Annotated in this window: 24 protein-coding genes and 1 pseudogene; 21 read left to right on the top strand and 4 right to left on the bottom strand. The window is 63.4% G+C overall.

Annotated elements, in window-relative coordinates; translation table 11 throughout:
* Positions 1-65 precede the first annotated feature (65 nt).
* Positions 66-602: an invasion associated locus B family protein gene (locus HCN58_RS10815; protein ID WP_235983565.1), complete on the bottom strand. Its 537-nt coding sequence runs from the start codon at positions 600-602 to the stop codon at positions 66-68.
* 515 nt (positions 603-1117) lie between these two features.
* Between HCN58_RS10815 and coxB the strand changes: the two genes are divergently transcribed.
* The 9 genes from coxB (at position 1118) to HCN58_RS10860 (ending at position 8459) form a co-directional block, all read left to right on the top strand.
* Complete coding sequence (coxB, locus tag HCN58_RS10820; RefSeq protein ID WP_171579316.1) at positions 1118-1954, top strand: cytochrome c oxidase subunit II; 837 nt, start codon at positions 1118-1120, stop codon at positions 1952-1954.
* Positions 1955-2037: 83 nt separating this feature from the next.
* Positions 2038-3657: a cytochrome c oxidase subunit I gene (gene ctaD, locus HCN58_RS10825; protein ID WP_171579317.1), complete on the top strand. Its 1620-nt coding sequence runs from the start codon at positions 2038-2040 to the stop codon at positions 3655-3657.
* Positions 3658-3715: 58 nt separating this feature from the next.
* Entirely contained in the window at positions 3716-4675 is a 960-nt protein-coding gene (locus HCN58_RS10830) for a heme o synthase (RefSeq protein WP_171579318.1), read from the top strand.
* 18 nt (positions 4676-4693) lie between these two features.
* On the top strand, positions 4694-4858 hold the full coding sequence (locus HCN58_RS10835; RefSeq protein ID WP_171579319.1) for a cytochrome c oxidase system small membrane protein: 165 nt from the start codon (positions 4694-4696) through the stop codon (positions 4856-4858).
* A 5-nt stretch (positions 4859-4863) separates the two neighbouring features.
* Positions 4864-5505, top strand: coding sequence for a cytochrome c oxidase assembly protein (locus HCN58_RS10840; RefSeq protein ID WP_171579320.1), 642 nt, complete (start codon positions 4864-4866; stop codon positions 5503-5505).
* 98 nt (positions 5506-5603) lie between these two features.
* Positions 5604-6494 carry a cytochrome c oxidase subunit 3 gene (locus tag HCN58_RS10845; RefSeq protein ID WP_171579321.1) on the top strand — a complete coding sequence of 297 codons (891 nt, stop codon included), beginning with the start codon at positions 5604-5606 and terminating at the stop codon, positions 6492-6494.
* 251 nt (positions 6495-6745) lie between these two features.
* Positions 6746-7135, top strand: coding sequence for a DUF983 domain-containing protein (locus HCN58_RS10850; protein ID WP_171579322.1), 390 nt, complete (start codon positions 6746-6748; stop codon positions 7133-7135).
* Positions 7132-7923 carry an SURF1 family protein gene (locus HCN58_RS10855; RefSeq protein ID WP_171579323.1) on the top strand — a complete coding sequence of 264 codons (792 nt, stop codon included), beginning with the start codon at positions 7132-7134 and terminating at the stop codon, positions 7921-7923. The genes HCN58_RS10850 and HCN58_RS10855 overlap by 4 nt, the downstream gene beginning before the upstream one ends.
* Positions 7924-8075: 152 nt before the next feature.
* Entirely contained in the window at positions 8076-8459 is a 384-nt protein-coding gene (locus HCN58_RS10860; protein ID WP_210265929.1) for a nuclear transport factor 2 family protein, read from the top strand.
* Positions 8460-8721: 262 nt separating this feature from the next.
* On the opposite strand, the gene HCN58_RS10865 is transcribed toward HCN58_RS10860, so the two are convergent.
* Positions 8722-10044, bottom strand: a complete 1323-nt coding sequence (locus HCN58_RS10865; RefSeq protein ID WP_311966794.1) for a histidine kinase — start codon at positions 10042-10044, stop codon at positions 8722-8724.
* Positions 10045-10157: 113 nt separating this feature from the next.
* On the opposite strand from HCN58_RS10865, the gene HCN58_RS10870 reads away from it, so the two are divergent.
* Positions 10158-10802 carry a response regulator transcription factor gene (locus HCN58_RS10870; protein ID WP_171579325.1) on the top strand — a complete coding sequence of 215 codons (645 nt, stop codon included), beginning with the start codon at positions 10158-10160 and terminating at the stop codon, positions 10800-10802.
* A 119-nt stretch (positions 10803-10921) separates the two neighbouring features.
* Here HCN58_RS10870 and HCN58_RS10875 read toward each other — a convergent pair whose 3' ends face one another.
* Complete coding sequence (locus tag HCN58_RS10875) at positions 10922-11155, bottom strand: hypothetical protein (protein ID WP_171579326.1); 234 nt, start codon at positions 11153-11155, stop codon at positions 10922-10924.
* A 349-nt stretch (positions 11156-11504) separates the two neighbouring features.
* Here HCN58_RS10875 and HCN58_RS10880 point away from each other — a divergent pair, with 349 nt between their 5' ends.
* Positions 11505-11717 (top strand): hypothetical protein, encoded by a 213-nt coding sequence (locus HCN58_RS10880; protein WP_171579327.1) that lies wholly within the window; start codon positions 11505-11507, stop codon positions 11715-11717.
* A 125-nt stretch (positions 11718-11842) separates the two neighbouring features.
* Positions 11843-12058: a hypothetical protein gene (locus tag HCN58_RS10885; protein ID WP_235983566.1), complete on the top strand. Its 216-nt coding sequence runs from the start codon at positions 11843-11845 to the stop codon at positions 12056-12058.
* A 67-nt stretch (positions 12059-12125) separates the two neighbouring features.
* Here the strand turns inward: HCN58_RS10885 and HCN58_RS10890 are convergent.
* Positions 12126-12929: pseudogene (locus HCN58_RS10890) on the bottom strand (LysR substrate-binding domain-containing protein).
* Between the two features lie 260 nt (positions 12930-13189).
* Between HCN58_RS10890 and paoA the strand changes: the two are divergent.
* The 9 genes from paoA to HCN58_RS10935 all read left to right on the top strand — a co-directional run bounded on the left by paoA (position 13190) and on the right by HCN58_RS10935 (position 22854).
* Positions 13190-13846 (top strand): aldehyde dehydrogenase iron-sulfur subunit PaoA, encoded by a 657-nt coding sequence (gene paoA / locus HCN58_RS10895; protein WP_171579329.1) that lies wholly within the window; start codon positions 13190-13192, stop codon positions 13844-13846.
* Positions 13843-14793: an FAD binding domain-containing protein gene (locus tag HCN58_RS10900; RefSeq protein WP_171579330.1), complete on the top strand. Its 951-nt coding sequence runs from the start codon at positions 13843-13845 to the stop codon at positions 14791-14793. The genes paoA and HCN58_RS10900 overlap by 4 nt, the downstream gene beginning before the upstream one ends.
* 16 nt (positions 14794-14809) lie before the next feature.
* Positions 14810-17014 carry an aldehyde oxidoreductase molybdenum-binding subunit PaoC gene (gene paoC, locus HCN58_RS10905; RefSeq protein WP_171579331.1) on the top strand — a complete coding sequence of 735 codons (2205 nt, stop codon included), beginning with the start codon at positions 14810-14812 and terminating at the stop codon, positions 17012-17014.
* A gap of 160 nt (positions 17015-17174) precedes the next feature.
* A complete protein-coding gene (locus tag HCN58_RS10910; protein WP_171579557.1) occupies positions 17175-17570 on the top strand; it encodes a (R)-mandelonitrile lyase in 396 nt (131 codons plus the stop codon).
* 239 nt (positions 17571-17809) lie between these two features.
* Positions 17810-19078 carry a lipoprotein-releasing ABC transporter permease subunit gene (locus tag HCN58_RS10915; RefSeq protein WP_171579332.1) on the top strand — a complete coding sequence of 423 codons (1269 nt, stop codon included), beginning with the start codon at positions 17810-17812 and terminating at the stop codon, positions 19076-19078.
* Between the two features lie 62 nt (positions 19079-19140).
* On the top strand, positions 19141-19377 hold the full coding sequence (locus tag HCN58_RS10920) for a hypothetical protein (protein ID WP_171579333.1): 237 nt from the start codon (positions 19141-19143) through the stop codon (positions 19375-19377).
* Positions 19378-19539: 162 nt separating this feature from the next.
* Positions 19540-20958 carry a threonine synthase gene (gene thrC / locus HCN58_RS10925; protein WP_171579334.1) on the top strand — a complete coding sequence of 473 codons (1419 nt, stop codon included), beginning with the start codon at positions 19540-19542 and terminating at the stop codon, positions 20956-20958.
* Positions 20955-22244 carry a M16 family metallopeptidase gene (locus tag HCN58_RS10930; RefSeq protein ID WP_171579335.1) on the top strand — a complete coding sequence of 430 codons (1290 nt, stop codon included), beginning with the start codon at positions 20955-20957 and terminating at the stop codon, positions 22242-22244. The genes thrC and HCN58_RS10930 overlap by 4 nt, the downstream gene beginning before the upstream one ends.
* A 22-nt stretch (positions 22245-22266) precedes the next feature.
* Complete coding sequence (locus HCN58_RS10935; RefSeq protein ID WP_171579336.1) at positions 22267-22854, top strand: GNAT family N-acetyltransferase; 588 nt, start codon at positions 22267-22269, stop codon at positions 22852-22854.
* The last annotated feature ends 40 nt before the right edge of the window (positions 22855-22894 follow it).

Genomic DNA, 22894 nt, shown 5'->3' on the forward strand with positions numbered 1-22894 from the left:
TTGAGCAGCTATGACGCAGTAGAATTAAGTCGATCAGCCGGATCTTGCGGAGTTATCGGCTCGCCTCACGGCAGCTTGTCATACCCCTCGCCGAGCCCGTTCAGGCTGAGCGGGAAGCCGATGCCTTCTTCGGGCGTCTCAAAAATAATAAACGTCGCGGTTTTGGCGCCCCGGAGCTGGCCCAGTAGTTTTTCGTCCATCACCACCTCGGCCACGCAGCCATTCGGCAGGCATCGCACGAACCCGGCGCGGCCGACGTCCTGGTTATCGAGCTTTAGCCCAAGCCCGGAGGGCAGCAGCACGCCGAGGGGGGCGACCACCCGCATCAGCTTGCTCTTCTGGTCGGCGGTTTTCAGCACGATGACGGTCAGGCCGGCATTCGACCGGTCCTCGGCGACCACGCTCTGGATTAGGGCGCATTGCTCGCCTTGCGCGCCTGGCGGCGTGTCGCAGCGGATCTGCCAGTCGCCATGGACCGAGCGCACCGCGCCTTGGGCGCTCGCCGCCTGGGTCAGGCCGAGCAGGAAGGCCACGGCGAGCAGGCCGCCGAGCCAGCGGGCCGGTTCCGAACCATATCCCGCCTGATGTTTCGAACGCCCCATCCGGGTCGATCCTCTCACGATTTCCGGCAGCGCCGGCAGCACATTTTGTAACTGGACTTACCCGGACTGATACGCAATGACGGCGCCTTGAAGGCGGTCCGAGAGCCAATCCGCGCCAACAAGGACCATCCGGGCCCAGGCGAATCAGGTCGCTCGGGTACGCCGTGACTGTGCCTACATCCGGCAATCGGGCTGTCAAGCGGCGCAGGCCTGCCAAACGGCAGGTTCTGCCTGATTTGTCGGGAAAATCCGATGTCCGGCGAATAGCAGGTGACGCATGGCTTTGCGCCCCACTACTGCATTGCGAGAGCCCTGGAATTATGGTTTGAGAGGCTGGATTTCGACGCGTTCTAACGATCTGGCCCAAGGTACTGTAGCAATGCTGTTGCAGGTACTTTCGAAGGTGTACTTCCAAAAGTACCTCCGGTAGGCCGTTTGTGAGGGCGGATCGTGCGGCATTTCCGGCCATCCGGCGGGAGTGCTTTGGGGATTATTTCTAAAGGAGCGCGAGCGGCATGAAGATGTCGAATGGCCTGATGGGCCGGCGGTTGCTGGGGTTGGCGGTAGCGGGCATGGCGCTCGTCTCCGGCGGGATGGCTTTTGGGCAGCAGCCAAAGCCGTGGGAAATCACGCTGCAGGAAGCCGCCACCCCGGTGATGGAAAACATCATCAGCTTCCATAATTTGCTGCTGGTGCTCATCACGCTGATCACCCTGTTCGTGCTGGCGCTGTTGGTCATCGTGGTGGTGAAGTTCAACGCCAAGGCCAATCCGGTCCCCTCCCGGACCACCCACAACACGCTGATCGAGGTGGCCTGGACGCTGATCCCGGTGCTGATCCTGGTCGGCATCGCAGTGCCGTCGTTCCGTCTCCTGTTCCAGCAGCTCGACGTTCCCAAGGCCGACCTGACCGTCAAGGTGACCGGCAAGCAGTGGTACTGGAGCTATGCCTACCCCGATAACGGCAAGTTCGAGTTCGATTCGCTGATGGCGCAGGACAAGCAGCCGCGCCTGCTCGGCGTCGACAACGAGATGGTGGTGCCGGTCAACAAGGTGATCCGGGTCCAGACCACCGGCGCGGACGTGATTCACGCTTTCGCGGTGCCGTCCTTCGGCATCAAGATCGACTCGATCCCCGGCCGTCTCAACGAGACCTGGTTCAAGGCCACCAAGGTCGGCATGTATTACGGCCAGTGCTCGGAACTGTGCGGCAAGGATCACGCCTTCATGCCGATCGCGGTGCGGGTCGTGAACGACCAGGAATTCGCGGCCTGGGTTGAGGCGGCGAAAAAGAAATATGCGACCAACCCGGCGAACACCTACGCTTCGGCTGGTGGCCAGGCCGCGCAGTAAGACGCGGGCCAAGGGACAAGCAAGGGACAAGGGCGACGGGACCTGAAAAGGTCCGAAAAGGGACTGCAAGGCAGGATTTCAAAATGGCAACGACCGCAGCGACACACCACGATCACGCCCATGATGACCATGCGCATGCCAATCCGACCGGATGGCGGCGCTGGCTCTATTCGACGAACCATAAGGACATCGGCACGATGTACCTTATCTTCGCGATCTGCGCGGGCATCATCGGGGCTGCGATGTCGATCGCGATCCGCATCGAGCTGATGTATCCCGGCGTCCAGTTCTTCCACGAATCCCACACCTACAATGTGTTCGTGACCTCGCACGGCCTGATCATGATCTTCTTCATGGTGATGCCGGCGATGATCGGCGGCTTCGGCAACTGGTTCGTGCCGCTGATGATCGGCGCGCCCGACATGGCGTTCCCGCGCATGAACAACATTTCGTTCTGGCTGCTGCCGGCTTCTTTCGCGCTGCTCTTGATGTCGACCTTCGTCGAAGGTGAGCCGGGCGCCAACGGCGTCGGCGCGGGTTGGACCATCTACGCGCCGCTGTCGACCTCGGGCCATCCGGGGCCAGCGGTCGATTTTGCGATTCTATCGCTGCATCTGGCCGGCGCCTCCTCGATCCTCGGCGCCATCAACTTCATCACCACGATCTTCAACATGCGCGCGCCGGGCATGACCCTGCACAAGATGCCGCTGTTCGTGTGGTCGATCCTGGTGACGGTGTTCCTGCTGTTGTTGTCGCTGCCGGTGCTCGCCGGCGCCATCACCATGCTGCTCACCGATCGCAATTTTGGCACCACCTTCTTCGCCGCCGACGGCGGCGGCGATCCGGTGCTGTTCCAGCATCTGTTCTGGTTCTTCGGCCACCCCGAAGTGTACATCCTGATCCTGCCCGGCTTCGGCATGATCAGCCAGATTGTCTCGACCTTCTCAAAGAAGCCCGTGTTCGGCTATCTCGGCATGGCCTACGCCATGGTCGCGATCGGCGGCATCGGTTTCGTGGTGTGGGCGCACCACATGTACACGGTCGGCATGTCGTCGGCGACGCAGGCCTATTTCGTCGCCGCCACCATGGTGATCGCGGTGCCGACCGGCGTGAAGATCTTCTCCTGGATCGCCACGATGTGGGGCGGCTCGATCGAATTCCGCACGCCGATGCTGTGGGCGATCGGCTTCATCTTCCTGTTCACGGTCGGCGGCGTCACCGGCGTGGTGCTGGCGAATGCCGGCGTCGACCGCGTGCTGCAGGATACCTATTACGTGGTCGCGCACTTCCACTACGTGCTGTCGCTCGGCGCGGTGTTCGCGATCTTCGCGGGCTGGTACTACTGGTTCCCGAAGATGTCCGGCTACATGTATTCGGAAACCATCGGCAAGCTGCACTTCTGGTTCACCTTCATCGGCGTCAACCTGGTGTTCTTCCCGCAGCACTTCCTCGGCCTGTCCGGGATGCCGCGCCGCTATGTCGACTATCCGGACGCGTTCGCGGGCTGGAACCTGGTGTCCTCGATCGGCTCCTACATTTCGGGCTTCGGCGTGCTGATCTTCATCTACGGCGTGGTCGATGCCTTCATGAAGAAACAGGCGGCTGCCAACAATCCGTGGGGCGCGGGCGCGACCACGCTGGAATGGACGCTGACGTCGCCGCCGCCCTTCCACCAGTTCGAAGTGCTGCCGCGCGTGCAGTAACGGTTCTTCGCGGCGCGCCATCGTTGCGCGCCGCGGCCTTAGTGAAGCGAGATCAACCTTGTCGGTAGTCGACCACAACGCCATCGATGTTCTGCCCCGGATTTCCGAGGCTGATGTCGGTGACTACCTCGCGCTGTTGAAGCCGCGGGTGATGTCGCTCGTGATCTTCACCGCGATGGTCGGCCTCTTCATCGCGCCCGGCTACGTCCATCCGGTCATCGCCTTCACCTCGATCCTCTGCATCGCGGTCGGGGCCGGCGCCTCCGGCGCGCTGAACATGGCCCTTGAAGGCGACATCGACGCCAAGATGACGCGCACGGCCAACCGGCCGATCCCGCGTGGACGCATTACGCCGTCCGAAGCAATGGCGTTCGGTCTGACGCTGGCGTTCTTCTCGGTGATGACGCTCGGAGTCCTCGTCAACTGGCTGGCCGGCGCGCTGCTGGCGTTCACGATCTTCTTCTATGTGGTGATCTACACCATGTGGCTGAAGCGCTGGACCGCGCAGAACATCGTGATCGGCGGCGCCGCCGGCGCGCTGCCGCCGGTCGTGGCGTGGGCTGCGGCCGCCGGTTCGCTGTCGATGGAGCCGGTGCTCCTGTTCCTCATCATTTTCTTCTGGACCCCGCCGCATTTCTGGGCGCTGGCGCTGTTTCGCAGCGACGATTATGCCCGCGCCGGGATTCCAATGCTGCCCGTGGTTGCCGGTCCCGACGCGACTCGGCTGCAGATCCTGCTCTATACCATCGTGCTGGTCGCGGTCGCGGCGGCGCCCTGGCCGCTGGGTTATTTCTCCGCGGTCTATGGCGTGATCTCGCTGGTGCTCGGCGCCGGCATGATGTGGCTTTCGATCGAGGTGTATCGCCACCGCGAGGGCAAGCGCGCGCTGCGCGCCACCCGCCGGCTGTTTGCCTTCTCGATCCTTTATCTGTTTGCGCTATTTGCGACGCTCCTGCTTGAGGTCGTCGTCCGCGCCGTCGTTCCCGCGATCGGCGCCATCGCATCTGTTGTCGGGTAGGGGGCGCATGGGACGCCAATGGACGACAAGCAGAAGCCAGATGGAATCGTCCTCACCGAGGCGCAGAAAAGAAGCCGCCGTCACCGCTCGATCGCCATTGCGCTCGCGCTCGGCGTGCTGGTCGTGCTGTTTTTTGCGGTCACCATGGTCAAGGGGCCGGGCGTCCTCGTCCGTCCGTTGTGATTGAGATGCAGAACGACCCGCAGACCAACGAGGACAGGGAAGGCGCGAAGGTCGCTTCGCGACGTACCCTGACGCGCGATGCGGCAGTGGCGTCGATCTGCGGCTTCGTCGTGGTGTTGATGGTTGGCGCGTCCTATGCCGCCGTGCCCTTCTACGACTGGTTCTGCCGCGCCACCGGTTTCAACGGCACCACCCAGGTCGCGACTTCGGCGCCGTCTGACGCGCCGCTGGAGCGCAAGATCGCGGTGCGGTTCGACGCCAATGTCGGCCCCGGCCTGCCCTGGAAATTTGAGCCCGAGCAGAACGAGATTGAGGTTCGGATCGGCGAGGTCGTTACCGTCTTCTACACCGTGACCAACCAGGCCGCGCGCACCACTGCCGGTCAGGCGGCCTACAATGTCGCGCCGCTGACGGTCGGCGCCTATTTCCAGAAGATCAACTGCTTCTGCTTCACCGAACAGACCATGGGACCCGGCGAGAAGCGCGAGATGCCCGTGGTGTTCTACGTCGATCCGGCGCTGGCGAAAGACAGCGAGAACGACGGACTGAAGACGATTACGCTGTCCTACACCTTCTATCCCGTGCGCGAACCGGCGCCGAAGCCGCTCGCGGCCGGCGAAGGCGACAAGCGCAAGGGCAACTTGTGACGAGAAACGCCGGCTTCCCTATCTGACGGGATCTCGGTTTTTGAAATTTGAGACGAATATGTGCCGAAGGGAACGGCACACCTAACGGAGAGACCGCAATGGCTACGGCGCACGCGAAGCACCACGACTACCACCTCGTCGATCCGAGCCCGTGGCCGGTCGTCGGCTCGATCTCGGCCTTCATCATGGCGGTGGGCGCGATCGCCTGGATGCATCACATGTTCGCCGCCGCGCCGATCATCTTCGGCGTCGGCACGATCGGCGTGCTCTACACCATGGCGAGCTGGTGGGGCGACGTGATCCGCGAAGCCCAATATAAGGGTGACCACACCCGGGTGGTGCAGATCAGCCACCGCTACGGCATGATCCTGTTCATCGCCTCCGAGGTGATGTTCTTCGTCGCCTGGTTCTGGGCGTTCTTCAATTCCGCGCTGTTCCCCGCCGACGCGGTCCACGCCACCCGCGACGCGGTGTTCGGCTGCGGTCCGGGCACGGCGATGGGCGCCTGCAGCGTGCCGGGCACCTGGCCGCCGAAGGGCATCGAGACCTTCGACCCCTGGCACCTGCCGCTGCTGAACACGCTTCTGCTGCTGACCTCGGGCACGACCGTCACCTGGGCCCACCACGCGCTGCTCGAGAACGACCGCCAGGGCCTGAAGTACGGCCTGATCCTCACCGTGCTGTTAGGGGCCACCTTCACCTGCGTACAGGCCTATGAATACGCGCATGCCACCTTCGCGTTCTCCGGCAACATCTACGGCGCGACCTTCTTCATGGCGACCGGCTTCCACGGCTTCCACGTGCTGGTCGGCACCGTGTTCCTGCTGGTCTGCCTGTTCCGCGCCTATGCCGGCCACTTCACGCCGAAGCAGCATCTCGGCTTCGAATTCGCCGCTTGGTACTGGCACTTCGTTGACGTGGTGTGGCTGTTTCTGTTCATCTGCATCTATGTCTGGTTCCGCGGCGCGGGGCCCGTGGCTGGCCACTGATGCAGGCTTGACGTGCTACAAGGGGGCGGTCGGAAGGACCGCCCTTTTTGTTTTCCGTGCCCCGGATGCTGCGCGGTGCCATCAGCGCGTTTCACGCGCGTCTTCGACGCGCTATGGTTTGCGGCGTGGTGTGCTGCTGATCCGGGGCCCATCAATGGTCCCGGCTCTGCGATGCGTCAGTTTGTGCCGCATCGCGTCCGGGACACGAATACTCGCCGCCCTTCCCGCAAGCGGAGAGGGGGGAGGAATGGATGATGGATCAGACGCAACCCACACTAACCGAGAGCGCGTTCCGTGGCCTCGTTTGCCGCTGCCCGCGTTGCGGCAAGGGCAAGCTCTATACGGGCTTCCTCAACCTGCGCCCGAATTGCGAAGCTTGCGGGCTCGACTACGCCTTCATCGATTCTGGTGACGGCCCCGCGATCTTCATCATCATGCTGGCGGGCGCCATCGTCGTCACCGCCGCCCTGATCGTCGAAATCAAATATCAGCCGCCGTTCTGGCTGCATGCGGCGCTCTGGCTGCCGCTGATCATCGCGACCACGCTGCTGCCGTTGCGCTCGATGAAGTCGCTGCTGATCGCGCTGCAATTCCATCACAAGGCGGCGCCCGGCCGGCTGATCGACCGCGATCCGAAATGACCGGCCTTTCGTCGCGGCGGCGGCCGGTCGCCGGCTTTGCCATCTTCACGCTCATCATGGTGGCGGTCTTCGCTGGCCTTGGCGTCTGGCAGTTGCAGCGCCGGGTCGAGAAGCACGCGCTGATCGCCAGGCTGAACGAGCGGCTCGCGGCAGCGCCCGAGGCGCTGCCGGCGCAAACGCAATGGCCTAGGCTGACGCCGGCCAAAGACGAATTCCGCCGCGTCAGCTTCACCGCGGCCTATGCGCGGCTGCCGGACGCGATGGTCTACAGTGCAGGCTCCGCAGTCCGCGACGTCTCCGGCCCCGGCACCTGGGCCTTTCTGCCGGCACAGCTCAGCGACGGCGGGACCGTCGTGGTTAACGCCGGGTTTGTGCAAAACACGATGCAGGACCGCAGCCAGCAGGATCGCGCCGTCAGCCGGTTGATCACCGGACAGCCCGTGAAGCTCACCGGCTACATCCGTTTTCCCGAGAGCGCCGGCAAGCTGACGCCGCCGGAGAGTATGGCTAAACGGCTTTGGTTCACCCGCGATCATCTCGCGATGGCGCGCGCGCTCGGCTGGGGCGAGGGCGGCAAGGCCGTCGCGCCGTTCTATGTCGACCTCGAGGAGCCCGTGCCCGAAAACGGCATCCCGAAGCCCGGGCCGCTGTCTGTGCATCTTAAGGATGATCACCTGCAATACGCGATCACCTGGTTCACGCTGGCATTTGCAGTCGTCATAGCATTCGGTGTGTGGTGGCGCGCGCAGCGTGAGCCTGAGCTCCGCCCCCGTATTCGTCCGGACTAGCCTACCGGAACCTTTGTTCCGCACAATCGTTCAGGTTCCAAGGTGAGTTCCGGACAACAGGCCGTTCAGTGTCCATTCACGACGATCGCCATACTCCGTCACCCGCGTCGGCAGTTAGAACAAGGCATGGCAACGTGGATGGGATCGCGGAATTGGCAGATGATTTCGATCAGGTAGCCTTGGTGGTCGACTGGCTGGACGCGTGCCGGAATCGCGACCTCGCGACATTGCTAGATCTCTATGCACATGACGCGACGGCCGAATGCCGGTGCGGCGAGGCCAAGCTCAGTGAGGGCCGCGCCGAACTTGAAGCCTACTGGCGGCCGCGTCTCGATGCCCTTGCGCCAACCGCATTCGGGCTCGAGGAAATCACGCCGACCGCTGAGGGTGTCGTGCTGGATTATCTCAGCCACGAAGGCCAGCCGGTGCGCATCGCCTTCAGTTTCACGCGCGACGGAAAAATTCAGGCGACACATTGCAGGCCGACGGCGGCGTTGCAGCCGCGCGCCGCCGGCATGCAGGACTACGCCGGTTAGATCTTCATTCTGCGCCTCTCGTTGCAACGCACTGGAAACCGCGCTGAGTGCATTGCACACATTCTGTCTTTCCTCCGCATGGCAATATTCGGGAACAAGTGGCAATGCGCCTCCGTTATTCCTCCGTTGGAATGGAGGAGAGGATCATGCCCGTATTATTGCTTTGGGCCGTGCCCGCCGTGATCGTGATCGGCGGCGCGAGCTACTGGTTCCTGCACATGCATTGAGGCCGGACTAAAGCAGGCCTGACGGGAAACTCCCGTCAGGCCTGCTTTGCGCCTTGCGCCTGTGAGGCCGATTCTCCCACCAGAAGTCGGCAACGGACGCAGGTGCGGCCCGCTTCGCGCAGCAATTCAAGCGTCCCGCTCAGCGCTCGAACGCGCTCCAGCATGCCCGTCAATCCACGGCCGAATACCCGATCCGCCGGAAAGCCAACGCCATCGTCGGATACTTCCACGATCACTTCGCGCTCGTTGATCCCTGCCGTGACATGCATCGAGTTTGCTTTGGCGTGGCGGAGCACGTTTGTCACCGCCTCCTGGATCACGCGATAGACCGTCTGCGACAGCAGCCCGTCGACCTCATTCAGATCAGCGTCGATCTCCGACGTCACTTTGAGATCGGGAGATTGTGCCTTGGCGTTCTGCAGCAACGTCTGGATGCTTTTCTCCAGGCCGAGCTCCTGAATGTAGAGCGGCCGCAGGCGGTCGAGGATGCGGCGGTTCGCCTGCTGCAATGTTTCAACCGACTGCAGAATGCCCTCGGCCGCGTTCCTCAACTCCGCGCTGCCGGACGGGATGGATTCCAGCAGCGCCACCGTGTTGGCGCGGATCCCGAACAGCAGCGGCCCGAGCTCGTCATGGAGCTCGCGCGCCATGTCCTGCCGTTCGTCATCCTGCAGCGACACGATCCTGCGCAGCAGGCTGCGATTGTCCTGGCTGAGGCGATTGAGGGTGCGGGCGAGTTCGTTGGCCTCCTGCGAACTCCTGCGGATCTCGGGTGGACCGGAAGGGGATATCAGCTCTTCGTAATTCCCCGTTCGCATGCGGGTCAGACCATCGCCCAGATTTTGCAGCGGTCGCAAGGCGGAACGCGCGGTGAAGTGGGCAATGGCCCCGGTCAACACCATCAGGACAATTCCGGAGAAGGCGATCGCCAGAAATCCGATCCACTTTTCGTAGATGTCGGCGGACATGTCCGGCGCAAATATGATGTCGCCGACCTGCTTCCCCTCCATCATCACGGGAAAGGCGGCCCCAAATTCGGGGGTGGCCAGCAGTCGGACGAACCAGTCGGGCACCGTTCCCAGTGGAGTCTGCACCTCGGATGGATGAACATCGAGGTCGGTCCCGAGGCGCCGAAAGCGGATGGTTTCGGAGGTGCCCAGCGATTGCACGAACGCATCAAGGGTTACTTGCGGATTGGTCGAGGCTCGAAGCGCGCCATTGAGTGCAGCCGCGACCGCTCTGGCCGAGCGAGAAGCCGGCTCGGTTTCCTGCATAAGTTGCGCCGAAGCAAAGATCTGGAGCGAAATGGCTCCGGCCAGCAGGGCGGCGCCGAACATCAGGCCGAGCGGCAGCAACAACCGCGTTCTAAGAGAAAGCCCTTCCCACATTTGCACTATTCTAGTTCCCGCAACCCAAGATTTCTCTTTTCAAATGCCGCCAACCGCTTATTTATCCCGAAAGGGGATGGATGATGCAAAATTCTGGCAAATCGGCAACGAAGGTCCTGATCGTCGACGACCACCCGGTGGTTCTGTCGGGTTGCCGGTCGCTGTTCGCCTCGGATAATTCCGTGAAGATCGACGAGGCCGCCGACGCCAAGTCTGGCCACCGCGCCTATGTTGCCAGGAAGCCCGACGTCACGGTCATCGACATCAAACTTCCCGACGTTTCCGGTTTCGAACTGATGCGGCGCATCCGCAAGGACGATCCGGACGCAAGGATCATCATGTTTAGCATGAATGACGATCCGGCGTTCGTCGTTCGCGCCATCGAGATGGGCGCGCAGGGTTATGTTTCGAAGGGCGACGATCCCCGGATGCTGGTGAGGGCCGTCCGCAAGGTGGCCGCGGGCGAGAATTTCATTTCACCGCAACTGGCGGAGGCGGTGACATTTTCAGGTGCGTCGATCAAGGCCAATCCGGCGTCGCTGATGACGCCGCGCGAGCTGGAAATCCTGCGGCTGCTCGGCCGTGGCGACAAGATCGTCGAAGTCGCTGACGCACTGGAGATTTCCTACAAGACGGTGGCCAACACCACCTCGCTGCTCAAACAGAAGCTCGGCGCCAAGAACCATTCGGACTTGATCCGGATTGCAGTCGAGATGGGGCTCGGCTGAGCGCCACTGGCATCGCGTGGGCTGAACCGGCCGCGCCGCGCGGGCGGGACCCGTTCGCGCCGCTGCAATTCGCGCGTCGCCCGGGCAATGGATTGGCGATAAGCGAATTCAGCGAAGGCTCACCAGTGATGGCGGCGATGGTGGCGCCACTTGTGATGCCCGCGGCCCCTGTACCATCCATAGTGATGACCGCGTCCGCGGTGTCCGCGGCCATGGTGGCCATGACCGTGCTTGACCTGGATTACCGCGCCTTCCTGCGCGGTCAGGGGCGCGATGCCCAATCTGGCGGAAGCGGACATGGTCATTACCAGCGAGGCAATCAAGGCCGCGCCAATCAGAACGGTACGTCTCATGCAGGGGGTCCTCCCGATCGCTTGATCGCGATACCGGACACAAGTTCCCGACCGTCGATTTTGTTCCGTGGCGATCACGCAAGGGACGAAGCGGATCGTCTGCCGCCGATTGCCAATTGTCCCGGTGCTAATCCGCTATCAGAACCAATGCGCAGGCAGTGATGCGGAAGCCGCTCGCTCGCCGCCCGTGCACCTGGCCGGTGCTTCTGAACGGATTTCCGCCAACCACTGCTTGCGTTTCGCAAAATCGGCGGCCCGGGGGCAATCGACATCTGTTTCTCGCTGAAAGCCGCAGTTGACGGGAAAAACTGGAAAAGTAACCTTGCAGAGCAATTGCAAGGAGAGCTGGATGAATAGCCCGGATATCGCAGAAGCCGCCTTTGCACGGGCCTGGAGCGTCTACCTGCTGATCCACAGCGGTATCGACGAGAACGACGCCCGCCGCGCCAGTCTGCTGCGTTTCATCCGACAGCGCTGCATGGCGGGCGAGACTGATACGGAGCTACTGGCGGTCGAGGGGCTCAAATATCTTAAAAGCCTGGAAGGGCTCCAGGAGGACTAGTTCGCCGCCGCCTTGTCCGAGGGCTCGTCGCTTCAAGCCGGGAAAAAGTGGAACAATCGATTAATTCGGGAGTTGCCGGTTGCATCATTCGGAAACCGGAGGAGGACACCTTGAGGAAGTTTCTGATGATCGGAACGCTGGCCATGGCCGCATCGGCGTTCGCCGGCATGGCGGTTGCTGCCGAATTCTACGTGGTTCGCGACGCCACGACCAAGAAATGCACGGTCGTCGATACCAAGCCGACGACGACGACCACCACCGTCGTTGACAACGGCGTGTTCAAGACCAAGGCGGAGGCCGAAACCAGCATGAAAACCATGAAGGTCTGCACAAGTCAGTGACGGACCCTTCCAGGAGAGAGGGCCGCAGGTTCGCCTGCGGCCCTTTTAGTTTGCCCGGCAATAAGCGTCAGCGCCGGTAGCGCAGCGCCTCGACCAGCACGGCAAAGGCCGGAGCCACCTGGCGGCGGCTCGGGTAATAGAGGCGATAGCGCGAGGCCGAGCCCGGCCAGCACCGCGTTCATCAGCGGCGCCACGTTGTTGAACACCAGCTGGCCACCGACCCGGACCCTCAGCCCGCGCCCGCGCTTCTCGAACTCCCACGCATAGATCCCGCCATAGGTCGGCAACTGGATATTGATGCAGCTATGCGCGGTCAGATCCTGAGGCTTGCCGGGCTTGGGATGTCCAGCAAAATAAGAGGGCGCTGCGACCACCGCCTTGCTGAAGTCCGGTCCGATGCCAACCGCGATCATATCCTTTGCCCACCTGCTCGCCGAGACGAATGCCCGCGTCCTAGCGCTCCGCAACGATGTCTCAGGCCGTAGTCGGTGATGAGCTCCATCTTGATGTCCGGATAGCGCGGCAGCAGCTTTGCCAACGCCGGCCAGAGGATTGCGCTCGCCGAATGTTCGGCCGCGGTGATGCGGATCGTGCCGGCCGGCTTGTCGCGCAGTTCAGTCAGGGCGGAAATTTCGGCATCGATTCTCCAGCCGCGGGCCGACCGTTCGCAACAGCCGCTCGCCGGCCTCCGTCGGCGCGACGCTGCAGGTGGTGCGGGTCAGCAGCCGCAAGCCGAGCCGCTCCTCGAGCCGCGCAGCGTATGACGGAGCGCGGACGGTGAAACACCGAGCTGCGCCGCCGCCCGGGTGAAGCTCCTTTCCCGCGCCAGCGCAAGGAACACGGTGAGATCGCTGATGTTCTGCCGCGCCATTCATGAATCCAATTCATAGGTGCAGGTCAATTTTACCATCTAATGGGACGCCCCTGCAGCCGCTAGATGTTGTGCTCGGCGCCGTTCGCAGGCGCCGCTCCCACCGGTCTTCACGCTCTTTCAAACGTGAACGCCGGCAAGGAACAGCCGAAACGCGGCGCAGTTACAGGAGCGCAGCCGGATATTTCACGCGGGCGACAGTGAAGACTGCGCCCCACATCGAGCGTGATTCCGGGCGAAAGCACAAACGGGAACACGACATGAAAAGTCCGAGCGACTTCGAATTATCGCGGCGTAAATTGCTGGCGGGAAGCGCCGCATCGGTGGCGCTGACGGCGGCGCCATCCATCGTCAATGCCCAGTCGCCTGCCGTGCCCAGTGAGGTTGCCATCGCGGAAATCTCCGCCCTGTCTAAAGTCTCCTTCACCGTGAACGGAACGGCGCGCGGTCTCACGCTCGACCCGCGAACCACGCTGCTCGACGCGTTGCGCGAACACCTGCGTCTCACCGGCACCAAGAAGGGCTGCGATCACGGCCAGTGCGGCGCCTGCACCGTCATCGTTGGCGGAAGGCGGATCAATTCCTGCATGACGCTCGCCGTGATGCACGAGGGCGAGCGGATCACGACCATCGAGGGGCTCGGCACGCCCGACAATATGCACCCGATGCAGGCCGCGTTCGTCAAGCATGACGGTTACCAATGCGGCTATTGCACGCCCGGACAAATTTGCTCGGCCGTCGCGGTGCTCGACGAGATCAAGGCCGGCATCCCGAGCCACGTCAGTGCCGACCTGAACGCGCCGCCGCAACTCAGCAATGCCGAGCTCCGCGAGCGCATGAGCGGCAACATCTGCCGTTGCGGCGCCTATTCCAACATCGCCGAGGCAATATCGGAAGTCGCCGGGAGGCCCGCATGAGATCCTTTACATATGAGCGCGCCCGCACCCCGGCCGAAGCCGCGGCCAGCGCCAGCCGCAGGCCCGACGCCAAATTCATCGCGGGCGGCACCAATCTGCTCGACCTGATGAAACTCGAGATTGAGACCCCGGCACACCTGATCGATGTCAACGGTCTCGCGCTCGACAAGATCGAAACCACGCAAGAGGGCGGCTTGCGCATCGGCGCGCTGGTGCGCAACACCGATCTCGCCGCGGACGGGCGCGTGCGGCGCGACTATGGCGTCTTGTCGCGCGCGCTGCTCGCCGGCGCCTCCGGGCAACTGCGCAACATGGCGACGACCGCGGGCAATCTCCTGCAGCGGACGCGCTGCCCCTATTTTTACGACACCAACCAGCCCTGCAACAAACGCCGGCCCGGCAGCGGTTGCGCGGCAATCGGCGGCTTCAGCCGCCAGCACGCCGTGGTGGGCGCCAGCGAATCCTGCATCGCGACCCACCCGAGCGATATGGCGGTGGCGATGCGCGCGCTCGATGCGGGAATCGAAACCGTGCGGCCCGATGGCGCGACGCGAACGATCCCGATCGCCGAACTGCACCGCCTGCCCGGCGACACGCCGCATATCGAGACGACGCTGATGCCGGGCGAATTGATCACGGCGGTGACCTTGCCGAAACCGGTCGGCGGCAAGCAGATTTACCGCAAGGTGCGCGACCGCGCCTCCTACGCTTTCGCGCTGGTGTCGGTGGCCGCGATCGTGCAGCGCGACGGAACGGGACGTGTTGCGCTCGGCGGCGTCGCGCACAAGCCGTGGCGCATTGAGGCGGCCGAGGCTCAGATGCCGCGCGGCGCCAAGGCGGTCGCCGCACAGTTGCTCGCCGACGCCAAACCGACGCGGCAGAATGCATTCAAGCTGGCGCTGGCCGAGCGCACATTGGGCGCCGTGCTGGCTGAAGCGAAAGGCTGACCCGAAAGGCTGATCCATGAGATTCGAGACCCCTGCCACGACCAACCCGATCGACCAGCTCACGGTGATCGGCAAGCCCATCGATCGCATCGATGGTCCGCTCAAGACCACCGGCACCGCGCGTTATGGCTATGAGCACCATGAAGCCGTTCCGAATCCGGCTTACGGTTACGTGGTCGGCTCGGCCATTGCCAAGGGCCGGATCGCCGACATGGATCTCGCCGCGGTCAAGGCGGCGCCCGGTGTGCGCGCCATCGTCACAGCAGACAATGCCGGCAAGCTCGGTAAAGGCGAGCGCAACACGGCCACGTTGCTCGGCGGTCCGGAGATTGAACATTATCATCAGGCGATCGCGCTCGTGGTTGCCGATACCTTCGAGCAGGCACGCGCAGCCGCGGGACTGGTCCATGTCGATTACGTCAAAGCGGAGGGAGCTTTTGACCTCGCGGCCGTGAAGGACACCGGCGAGCCCCGGCCCTTGTTTGGCGGTCCGGCCGATACCGCGCTCGGCGATTTTTCCGGCGCATTCGCGGCGGCGCCGGTTCAACTCGACGCCACCTACACGACGCCCGATCAGGCACATGCGATGATGGAACCGCATGCCTCGATCGCCGCCTGGACCGGTGACAAGCTCACGCTCTGGACCTCGAACCAGATGATCGCATGGGGAGTCGGGGACGTCGCAAAGACCCTCGGCATTCCCAAAGAGAACGTTCGCCTGATCTCGCCCTTTGTGGGCGGCGGCTTCGGCGGCAAACTGTTCGTGCGTTCAGATGCCTTGCTCGCGGCGCTCGGCGCGCGCGCGGCCGGACGGCCGGTGAAGGTAGCGCTGCAGCGCCCGCTGATGTTCAACAATACGACGCACCGTCCGGCGACGATCCAGCGCATTCGCATCGGCGCGACGCGGGACGGCAAGATCACGGCGATCGGCCATGAAGAGTGGTCCGGCAATCTGCCCGGCGGCAGACCCGAAGGTGCGGTCAGCCAGACGCGGCTGCTTTATGCCGGGGCCAACCGGATGACAGCCACCCGCCTCGCGGCGCTGAACCTCGCCGAAGGCAACGCCATGCGCGCGCCGGGCGAGGCCTCGGGCATGATGGCGCTGGAGATCGCGATCGACGAAATGGCCGAAAAGCTCGGGATCGATCCGATCGAGTTTCGTATCCTCAACGATACCCAGATCGATCCGGAGAAACCGGCGCGGCCGTTCTCGCAGCGTCAACTCACCGAGTGCTTCCGTGCCGGCGCCGACCGCTTCGGCTGGAGCAAGCGCAACCCGCAGCCGGGCAAGGTCCGTGACGGACGCTGGACGATCGGCATCGGCACAGCCGCTGCGTTCCGCAACAATTTGCTGGTCAAGTCGGCCGCGCGCGTGCGGCTCGACAACAACAGCACGGTGACGGTCGAGACCGACATGACCGACATCGGTACCGGCAGCTATACCATCATCGCGCAGACCGCGGCCGAGATGATGGGCGTGCCGCTGGAGAAGGTGGTGGTGCGGCTTGGCGATTCGACATTCCCGGTGTCTTCAGGCTCCGGCGGACAGTTTGGCGGCAACAATTCGACCGCGGGCGTCTATGCCGCATGTGTCAAGCTGCGCGAGGCGATAGCGCAGAAACTCGGCTTCAACTCCGCCGAAGCCGAGTTCGCCGATGGTGAGGTTCGCTCCGGCAATCGCAAGGTGCCGCTCGCGCAGGCTGCCGGCGAGGGCGGCCTTACGGCCGAAGACGGAATCGAATACGGGGATCTCGACAAGAAGTACCAGCAATCGACCTTCGGCGCGCATTTTGTCGAAGTCGGCGTCGATGTCGCGACCGCCGAGATTCGCGTGCGCCGGATGCTGGCGGTATGCGCCGCCGGCCGCATCCTCAATCCGAAGACGGCGCGCAGTCAGGTGATCGGCGCAATGACCATGGGTGTCGGTGCGGCGCTGATGGAGGAATTGGTGGTCGACAAGCGCGCCGGCTTTTTCGTCAACCATGACCTCGCCGCCTATGAAGTGCCTGTTCATGCCGACATCCCGCACCAGGACATGATCTTCCTCGACGAGACCGACCCGATGTCGTCGCCGATGAAGGCCAAGGGCGTCGCCGAGCTCGGCATCTGCGGTGTTGCGGCGGCGGTCGCCAACGCCGTCTACAACGCCACCGGCGTGCGCGTGCGCGACTATCCGATCACGCTCGACAAGCTCTTGGAGCAAATGCCGAACGTCGGTTGAGCCTGTGATTGCGCTGGCGCCTGCTGTTATTGAGCTCGGCGCAGGCACCTGTAGGGAAAGCATCATGATTTCACGAAGGCGTCTGCTCGCCACCACCGGCCTCGCGGTGCTGGCAGCAGGCGCCGCGCCGGCTGTGCCGGCCAATACAAGGAACAGAACGATGGAGATCAAGCGAAGCGGTTCCCAGCCGTCCGGCAAAGGGCCTGCGGAATATTTTACCGGCAGCGTGCGCGTCGATCCGCTATTCCAGGCCGCCGATCCCGCGCGTGTCGCCGGTGCCCACGTCACATTCGAGCCCGGTGCGCGCACGGCATGGCACACCCATCCGCTCGGCCAGACCCTGATCGTCACCTCGGGGCGCGGCTGGGTACAGGTCTGGGGCGGACGTGTCGAGGAAATTCACCCCGGCGACGTCGTCTGGTTTCCGCCCGGCGAAAAGCACTGGCACGGCGCGACGCCGACCACGGCGATGACGCACATTGCGATCCAGGAGCGGCTCGATGGCAAGGCCGTCGACTGGATGGAAAAGGTCAGTGACGAGCAATACCGGGCTTGATTGAGCTGATATCCTGAGAGCTTGACCGAAGTGCAGCCAGCATTTTCGGCTTTTTCTGACAGCTTCGAGGTGAGTAGCTTTTCGTCATGGCCGCTCGGCCTGGCCGCCGGCTGTTGCTCGTTTGTCGTTCGTCTGCCCGCAGTGCGCTGATCTGGCGTGGCAGGAATATTGCCGTGGACGAAGTCATTTCTTCAAAGCGGGCGCGCTAATCGTCCCGAAAAACGCGCTATGAATGGATCATGGAGATTCCGCGCCCGCTGCCGTTCTCGGCGTTCGAATGGCTGCTGTCCGGGCGGTACCTGCGGGCGCGTCGCAAGGAAGGCTTCATTTCCGTCATCGCCGGTTTTTCTTTCCTCGGCATCATGCTCGGCGTTGCGACGCTGATCATCGTGATGGCGGTCATGAACGGCTTCCGCAAGGAACTGGTGGACAAGATCGTCGGCCTGAACGGCCACCTTCTGGCGCAACCGCTGGAGCAGCCGTTGACGGACTGGAAGGACGTGACCGAGCGCATCAGTCAGGTTCCAGGCATACGGCTCGCCGTTCCCGTGGTGGACGGTCCAGCCCTCGCATCGTCGGCGCACAATGCCTCCGGCGTGCTCGTGCGCGGCATTCGCTCCGATGATCTCGACAAACTTGCCGCGATCGCCGGCAACATCCAGCAGGGCTCGCTGGATGAATTCGACCAGGGGCGAGGGGTCGCGATCGGACGCCGGCTTGCCGATCAATTGTCGCTGCGTGCCGGCGACAACATCATGTTGGTTGCGCCGGATGGCGCAGTGACGTCGAAGGGCACGACGGCGCGTATCAAGCCGTACAAGGTTGCGGCGGTGTTCAGCATCGACATGTCGGAATACGATTCCGTCATGGTCTTTCTGCAGCTCGCCGAGGCGCAGGCCTATTTCAACCGCGCCAATGACGTGAGCGCCATCGAAATTTTCATCGCCGGCAGCCCTGACAGGGTGGACAGCTTCCGAAAGCCGGTTGCTGACGCCGCCGGGCGGCCGGTGTTCCTCGTCGACTGGCGACGGCGTACCTCGGCCTTCTTCGCTGCACTTCAGGTCGAACGTAACGTCATGTTCCTGATCCTGGCCTTGATCGTGCTGGTTGCCGCGCTGAACATCGTGTCGGGCCTGATCATGCTGGTGAAGGACAAGGGCAGCGATATCGCCATTCTGCGCACCGTGGGCGCCTCGCGAGGGGCAATCATGCGGATATTCCTGATCGCAGGGGCTGCGATCGGCGTGCTCGGCACGGTAACAGGATTGTTCGTTGGCATGCTGGTTTGCCTGAATATCGAAACGATCCGGCAATTCCTGTCCTGGCTGACCAATACCGAGCTGTTTCCGCCAAAACTCTACTTTTTGTCGAAGCTACCGGCGGAGATCGATTTTGGCGAAACCGCCGCCGTCGTGGTCATGGCTTTGACGCTGTCTTTCCTCGCGACACTTTATCCATCCTGGCGCGCCGCGCGGCTCGATCCGGTCGATGTGCTTCGATACGGGTGAGGGCAGGCGTGCTCTCTGTCGTCACCCGCGAAAGCGGGTGACCCAGTATTCCAGAGGCAGCAGTGATCGATCGAGAAGCCGCGGCGTACTGGATCCCCCATCTGTGGGGAATGACGGTGGTGTGGGTGGCACATCTCGCCGTCATTGCGAGCGAAGCGAAGCAATCCATAGCGCCGCTTGCTGAAGCATGGATTGCTTCGTCGCTTTCGCTCCTCGCAATGACGTGGAAGCTGACGCCGCGCCTTAGCTCGGTGACCCTCTGTGAGGAGCGCGGCCACGCCGCGCGTCTCGAACCATGAGGCCGCTGGCCTCCAAAGCCACCGCTTCTGCTGTTTTTTCCGCCATGCCATTTCCCCTTCGCCGCAAAACGCTTTATGGTGCGCTCTCACTTCGCGCTTGGCGAAATCTAATTCACGACTGAAATCAAAGGCTTGTCATAGGGCTCGCCTTTGGAGGGTGGTTTGACGCGCTATATTTCGACGCGGGGGGAGGCCCCCGTCCTGGGTTTCTGCGATGTGATGCTGACCGGGCTCGCCCGCGACGGCGGTCTCTACGTGCCCGAGGTCTGGCCGCAATTATCGAGCGAGACAATCGCCTCCTTCTTCGGCCGGCCCTATTGGGAAGTTGCCGTTGACGTCATCAAGCCGTTTGCGGCGAGCGAAATTTCCGATGCCGATCTCGGCCGTATGGCGAATGAGGCTTACGCCACGTTCCGCCATCCGGCGGTGGTGCCGCTGAACCAGGTCAGTCCGCATCAATTCGTGCTGGAGCTGTTCCACGGCCCGACGCTGGCGTTCAAGGACGTCGCGATGCAGTTGATCTCGCGGCTGATGGATCACGTGCTGGCCAAGCGCAACCAGCGCACCACCATCGTGGTCGCTACCTCAGGCGACACCGGTGGCGCCGCGGTCGATGCGTTTGCGGGCCTCGACAATGTCGATCTGATCGTGCTGTTCCCGAACGGGCGCATCTCCGACGTGCAGCGGCGGATGATGACGACGACCGGCGCGTCGAACGTGCATGCGCTCGCGATCGAAGGCACCTTCGACGACTGCCAGGCGATCGTGAAGGCGATGTTCAACCATCACGGCTTTCGCGACGCGGTCTCGCTGTCGGGCGTCAATTCGATCAACTGGGCGCGGATCGTCGCGCAGGTGGTGTACTACTTCACGTCTGCCGTGGCGCTCGGCGCGCCGGCGCGCACGGTGGACTTCACCGTGCCGACCGGGAATTTCGGCGACATCTTCGCGGGCTACGTTGCCAAGAAGATGGGGCTGCCGGTCCGCTGGCTGCGCATCGCCTCGAACGTCAACGACATCCTGCCGCGCACGCTCAAGACCGGCATTTATGAAGTCCGTGAAGTTCACGCCTCCGCTTCACCCTCGATGGACATCCAGGTTTCCTCGAATTTCGAGCGGCTGTTGTTTGAGGCGAGCCGCCGCGATCCCGACAGCGTCCGCCGGCTGATGGCCTCGCTAAAACAGTCCGGGCGCTTCGTGCTGCCGGATGCCATGCTGGCTGCGATCCGCGAGGAGTTCGACGCCGGCCGCGCCGACGAGACCGAGACGGCCGCTGCGATTCGTGCCGCCTGGCGCGAGGTCGGCGATCTCGTCGATCCCCATACCGCGGTGGCGCTGGCGGTGGCCGATCGCGACACGTCGGATTCGAAGATCCCCAACATCGTGCTGTCGACCGCGCATCCGGCCAAGTTCCCGGATGCCGTGGAAGCCGCGTGCGGCGTGCGGCCGCAGCTGCCGGCCTGGCTCGACGGTCTCATGACCAAATCCGAACACATCACGGTGATGAAAAACGATTCAGCCGAGGTGGAGCGGTTCGTGCGTTCAGTTAGCCGCGCGGCGAAGCAGGGAGTTGGCGGATGAGCGTTGACGTCACCAAGCTGCCATCCGGCCTGACCGTCGTCACCGACACCATGCCGCATCTGGAAACTGCGGCGCTCGGCGTCTGGGCGGGTGTGGGCGGCCGCGACGAAAAGCCGAACGAACACGGCATCTCGCATCTCCTCGAACACATGGCCTTCAAGGGCACCGCGCGGCGCTCCTCGCGCGAGATCGTCGAAGAGATCGAGGCGGTCGGCGGCGATCTCAATGCCGGGACCTCGACCGAGACCACGGCCTACTACGCGCGGGTAATGAAGGCCGACGTGCCGCTCGCGCTCGACGTGCTCTCCGACATCCTCACCAATCCGTCGTTCGTGCCGGATGAGCTCGAGCGCGAGAAGAGCGTCATCGTGCAGGAGATCGGCGCGGCGCAGGATACACCTGACGATGTCGTGTTCGAGCATCTCAACGAGCTCTGCTTTCCGGACCAGCCGATGGGACGTTCGCTGCTCGGCACCGCAAAGACGCTGAAGAATTTCGATCGCGACATGTTGCGCGGCTATCTCGCGACACATTACCGCGGCCCCGACATGGTGGTGGCGGCTGCCGGCGCGGTCGACCACAAGCGCGTGGTGGAGGAAGTGGCGCAGAAATTTGCCAGCTTCGACGCGACGCCCGCGCCGAAGCCGCAGGCCGCGACGTTCGGCAAGGGCGGCTCGCGCGTGGTTCACCGCGACCTCGAACAGGCGCATCTGACGCTGGCGCTCGAAGGCGTGCCGCAGACCGACCTGTCGCTATTCTCGCTGCAGGTATTCACCAACACGCTCGGCGGCGGGATGTCGTCGCGGCTGTTCCAGGAAGTGCGCGAAAAGCGTGGTCTGTGCTACTCGATCTACACCTTCCACGCGCCCTATACCGACACCGGCTTTTTCGGCCTGTACACCGGCACGGATCCCGGCGACGCCCCGGAGATGATGGAGGTCATCGTCGACGTCATCAACGACGCGGTGGAAACCCTGACCGAAGCCGAGATCGCCCGTGCGAAAGCGCAGATGAAGGCGGGGCTGTTGATGGCGCTGGAAAGCTGTTCGTCCCGGGCCGAGCAGCTCGCGCGGCACGTGCTGGCCTATGGGCGGCCGCTGACGGTGGAGGAGCTGGTCGCCAGGATCGACGCAGTCTCCATCGAATCGACCCGCAACGCGGCGCATGCGCTTTTATCCCGCAGCCGGCCGGCAGTTGTCGCACTTGGCAGCGGAAGGGGTCTGGACACGGCGGTAGCTTTTGCGGAAGGATTGACGCGTTCGAAGGCGAAGACGCTTCTACATTGAGGTAGAGCGGGAGAGAGTGGGCATGGCCCTGTTTCGTTTGCCAACCAGCGGACCGGCTGCGCTCGTGCCGCGTGGCCACGGTCTCCTGCTGCGAGCGCCCCAGATGTCGGATTTCGTGCAATGGGCGCAATTGCGCGAACAAAGCCGGGCCTATCTCACGCCCTGGGAGCCGATCTGGCCGTCGGACGATCTGACCCGCGCCGGATTCCGTCGCCGGCTGCGCCGCTACGCCGAGGATATTGCCGCCGACCGCTCCTATCCGTTCATCATCTTCCGTGAGCGCGATGGCGCCATGATCGGCGGCATCACGCTCGCCAATGTCCGCCGCGGCATCGTGCAGGCCGGCACCATCGGATATTGGGTCGGCGAGCCCTATGCCGGCCGCGGCTACATGACCGTGGCGCTGCGGGTGCTGCTGCCGACGCTGTTCGGCGAGCTCAATCTGCACCGCATCGAGGCGGCCTGCATTCCCTCCAATACGCCGTCGATCCGGGTGCTGGAGAAATGCGGCTTCACCCGCGAGGGGCTGGCGCGGCGCTATCTCTGCATCAACGGCATCTGGCAGGACCATCTGCTGTTCGGCCTGCTGCATGAGGATTTCCGCGGCTGAACCGTTGATTTCTAAGCCTTTTGGGTGCCTTGGGTTCGCC

Origin of the sequence: Bradyrhizobium australiense (genome assembly GCF_013114825.1) — a bacterium.
Classification (GTDB): Bacteria; Pseudomonadota; Alphaproteobacteria; order Rhizobiales; family Xanthobacteraceae; genus Bradyrhizobium; species Bradyrhizobium australiense.

What these genes read in the sequence shown, in the direction of transcription:
- HCN58_RS10815 (WP_235983565.1), bottom strand. Translation starts at nt 602, where the DNA reads ATGGGGCGTTCGAAACATCAGGCGGGATATGGTTCGGAACCGGCCCGC.
- coxB (WP_171579316.1), top strand. Translation starts at nt 1,118, where the DNA reads ATGAAGATGTCGAATGGCCTGATGGGCCGGCGGTTGCTGGGGTTGGCG.
- ctaD (WP_171579317.1), top strand. Translation starts at nt 2,038, where the DNA reads ATGGCAACGACCGCAGCGACACACCACGATCACGCCCATGATGACCAT.
- HCN58_RS10835 (WP_171579319.1), top strand. Translation starts at nt 4,694, where the DNA reads ATGGACGACAAGCAGAAGCCAGATGGAATCGTCCTCACCGAGGCGCAG.
- HCN58_RS10840 (WP_171579320.1), top strand. Translation starts at nt 4,864, where the DNA reads ATGCAGAACGACCCGCAGACCAACGAGGACAGGGAAGGCGCGAAGGTC.
- HCN58_RS10845 (WP_171579321.1), top strand. Translation starts at nt 5,604, where the DNA reads ATGGCTACGGCGCACGCGAAGCACCACGACTACCACCTCGTCGATCCG.
- HCN58_RS10850 (WP_171579322.1), top strand. Translation starts at nt 6,746, where the DNA reads ATGATGGATCAGACGCAACCCACACTAACCGAGAGCGCGTTCCGTGGC.
- HCN58_RS10855 (WP_171579323.1), top strand. Translation starts at nt 7,132, where the DNA reads ATGACCGGCCTTTCGTCGCGGCGGCGGCCGGTCGCCGGCTTTGCCATC.
- HCN58_RS10870 (WP_171579325.1), top strand. Translation starts at nt 10,158, where the DNA reads ATGCAAAATTCTGGCAAATCGGCAACGAAGGTCCTGATCGTCGACGAC.
- HCN58_RS10875 (WP_171579326.1), bottom strand. Translation starts at nt 11,155, where the DNA reads ATGAGACGTACCGTTCTGATTGGCGCGGCCTTGATTGCCTCGCTGGTA.
- HCN58_RS10880 (WP_171579327.1), top strand. Translation starts at nt 11,505, where the DNA reads ATGAATAGCCCGGATATCGCAGAAGCCGCCTTTGCACGGGCCTGGAGC.
- HCN58_RS10885 (WP_235983566.1), top strand. Translation starts at nt 11,843, where the DNA reads ATGATCGGAACGCTGGCCATGGCCGCATCGGCGTTCGCCGGCATGGCG.
- paoA (WP_171579329.1), top strand. Translation starts at nt 13,190, where the DNA reads ATGAAAAGTCCGAGCGACTTCGAATTATCGCGGCGTAAATTGCTGGCG.
- HCN58_RS10900 (WP_171579330.1), top strand. Translation starts at nt 13,843, where the DNA reads ATGAGATCCTTTACATATGAGCGCGCCCGCACCCCGGCCGAAGCCGCG.
- paoC (WP_171579331.1), top strand. Translation starts at nt 14,810, where the DNA reads ATGAGATTCGAGACCCCTGCCACGACCAACCCGATCGACCAGCTCACG.
- HCN58_RS10910 (WP_171579557.1), top strand. Translation starts at nt 17,175, where the DNA reads ATGGAGATCAAGCGAAGCGGTTCCCAGCCGTCCGGCAAAGGGCCTGCG.
- HCN58_RS10915 (WP_171579332.1), top strand. Translation starts at nt 17,810, where the DNA reads ATGGAGATTCCGCGCCCGCTGCCGTTCTCGGCGTTCGAATGGCTGCTG.
- HCN58_RS10930 (WP_171579335.1), top strand. Translation starts at nt 20,955, where the DNA reads ATGAGCGTTGACGTCACCAAGCTGCCATCCGGCCTGACCGTCGTCACC.
- HCN58_RS10935 (WP_171579336.1), top strand. Translation starts at nt 22,267, where the DNA reads ATGGCCCTGTTTCGTTTGCCAACCAGCGGACCGGCTGCGCTCGTGCCG.